The sequence below is a fragment of the Nocardia vinacea NBRC 16497 genome, assembly GCF_000308835.1.
Classification (GTDB): domain Bacteria; phylum Actinomycetota; class Actinomycetes; order Mycobacteriales; family Mycobacteriaceae; genus Nocardia; species Nocardia vinacea.
On the sequence record NZ_BAGN01000337.1, the window covers coordinates 1 to 2764 of the forward strand.

Here is a 2764-nt window from a genome sequence, read left to right on the forward strand (position 1 = left end):
GGATGCCGTCCTGCACGCCATGACCACCGGCCACGACACCAGTGCGGGTCCGTTGCTGCCCTTCGCATGGGAAGCAGTGCAGTTGCATGCAGTCGGGGCCTCGACCGTGCGCGCCAGAATCACCCCCCACGGCCACAACACGGTACGCATAACCGTGTTCGACCTCGACGGTCGACCGGTCCTCACCATCGGATCGCTGACACTGCGCTCGGTCCAATTCGCCCAGCTGGTCACTGCGACAGCGACCGAGGACCGCCTGCACACCCTGCACTGGACACCTACAACCGTGCAACTGCGGGAAGTGTCATTTGCCGAATGGACCGACCTGCAACTGGAGTCCCTCGACCCAGAACCCATCGGTTGGCCGCCGACGCCTCCGGTGGTGGTGCTCGACTGCCGTGAGAGTGAACATGACACCAGCGTTGGTGACGGGGCCGACATGCTGGCCAAGACACGCGCCACCGGTCAACGGGTGCTGGGCGTGCTGCAGGAATTCTCGACCCAGCAGCGGTTCGCTTCCAGCACGCTGCTGATCCTCACCCGGGCAGCGGTCTCTGTGACGGGCGACCGCATCGATGAGGCTGCTGAACGCATCGACCTGGCGGTTGATCCGGCGGCGTCGGCAGTGTGGGGCTTGGTGCGTTCGGCCCAAATCGAGGATCCGGGCCGGATCTTGCTCCTCGATACAGATATCCACGGCATCGATGGCACCGATCTGGCCGAGATCGTGTCGTTGGCTGTGGCGGTGGGGGAGCCTCAGGTACTGATCCGCGACGGTATCGCGCATACCGCGCGACTGGTCCGTGTACCCGAGCGCAGCGACACGGGCACGGCATCGGATATCTCGGATGCCGTTGCGACCGTGTCGGGTGCCGGTGGGACTGTGGTGGTGACCGGTGGTACCGGTGGTTTGGGTCGGATCCTGGCCCGGCATCTGGTGGGTGTGCGGGGTGTGCGGTCGCTGGTGTTGGCTTCTCGCCGGGGTTTGGCTGCGGAGGGTGCGCGTGAGTTGGTCGAGGAGTTGACCGGTTCGGGTGCGCGGGTGGCGGTGGTGGCCTGTGATGTGTCCACCCGTGCCGGGGTCGAGCAACTGCTGGCCGCGGTACCGGACGAGGATCCTTTGGTCGGGGTGGTGCATGCGGCGGGTGTGCTCGACGACGGTGTGATCGCATCGTTGACACCACAACGCCTGGACACGGTACTTTCCGCGAAGGCGGATGCGGCCTGGTATCTGCACGAGCTGACTCGTGAGCTGGATGTGGCGATGTTCGTCATGTACTCCTCGGTCACCGGTGTGCTGGGTTCGCCCGGTCAGGGCAACTACGCGGCGGCCAATCAGTTCCTCGACGGGTTGGCCGAGTACCGGCGGGCTCGAGGGTTGGCGGCGACGTCGATCGCGTGGGGTTTGTGGGGATCATCGACCGGGATGACCGGTCACCTCGATGGTGGCGACACCGCACGCATGAACCGTGGCGGCATGCTGGCGTTGACCGATGACCAGGGCATGGCGATGTTCAACGCCGCTGTCGCTCAAGACCAGTCCTCGGTGTTGGCGGTGCGGTTCGACATCACCGCGCTTGCGGCGCAGGCCAGGGCCGGGGTATTGGCGCCGATACTGAACAACCTGGTTCCCGGTGCCCGCCGGGCGGTCGGCAATACCAGCGGCGGGGTGCCGGGATCGCAACTGCAGCAACGCTTGTCGGGCCTGAAGGACACCGAACAGATCGAGCTACTGCTGGATCTTGTGCGCGCGGACGTAGCGATCGTGCTCGGGCACGACGACATAACCGCGATCGATGCCGACCGCAACTTCCAGGAACTCGGATTCGATTCCCTGACAGCGGTCGAAGCCCGCAACCGGATCAAGACCACCACCGGAGTCGCAGTCCAAGCCACTCTTACTTTTGATTACCCGACTCCCAGGGCGGTTGCTGAACATCTGTACCAGCAGCTGGCCGGAGCACCTGTTGTCGCTGAACCGGATGTGGTGGGCGATTCAGCCGAGCCGATAGCGATCGTGGGTGTGGGATGTCGTCTCCCGGGCGGTGTGTCCTCGCGGGAAGAGCTGTGGCAGGTCGTGGCCCAGGGCCGGGATGTGGTGTCGCAGTGGCCGTTGGATCGGGGTTGGGATGCGGGGTTGTTCGATCCCGAACCGGGTGTGGCGGGTAAGTCCTACACGCGTGAGGGTGGGTTCCTGCACGATGCGGGGTTGTTCGATGCCGGGTTCTTCGGGATCAGCCCGCGGGAAGCGGTTGCGATGGATCCGCAGCAGCGGTTGCTGCTGGAAACGGTGTGGGAAGCCCTCGAAGACGCCGGGGTGGACCCGGTCTCGTTGCGCGGTAGCGACACCGGCGTATTCATCGGCGTCAGCGACCAGTCCTACGGCATAGGCCGAAGCGACGGCGACGCCGGAGTCGAGGGATACCGGCTGACCGGCGGCGCCACGAGCGTCGTATCGGGCCGGGTGTCGTATGTGCTGGGACTGGAAGGTCCGGCGGTGTCGGTGGACACCGCGTGCTCGTCGTCGCTGGTCGCGTTGCACCAAGCCGTGCAGGCCGTGCGTGCCGGTGAGTGCGGGATGGCGCTGGTGGGTGGTGTGATGGTCATGGCGACACCCGACACGTTCATCGAGTTCTCCCGCCAGAAAGGACTGGCGGCCGACGGGCGCTGCAAATCCTTCGCCGAGGCTGCTGATGGGACAGGCTGGTCGGAAGGTGTCGGTGTCCTGGTCGTGGAGCGGCTTTCCGACGCGCGTCGCCGCGGG

General features: G+C 65.7%; 1 protein-coding gene. It reads left to right on the forward strand.

The genetic code is table 11. The annotated features are described in order from the left end of the window. Positions 1 to 2764, forward strand: a 2764-nt coding sequence (locus tag ON44_RS33855) for a type I polyketide synthase (RefSeq protein WP_040698184.1), incomplete at both ends; no start/stop codon positions are given.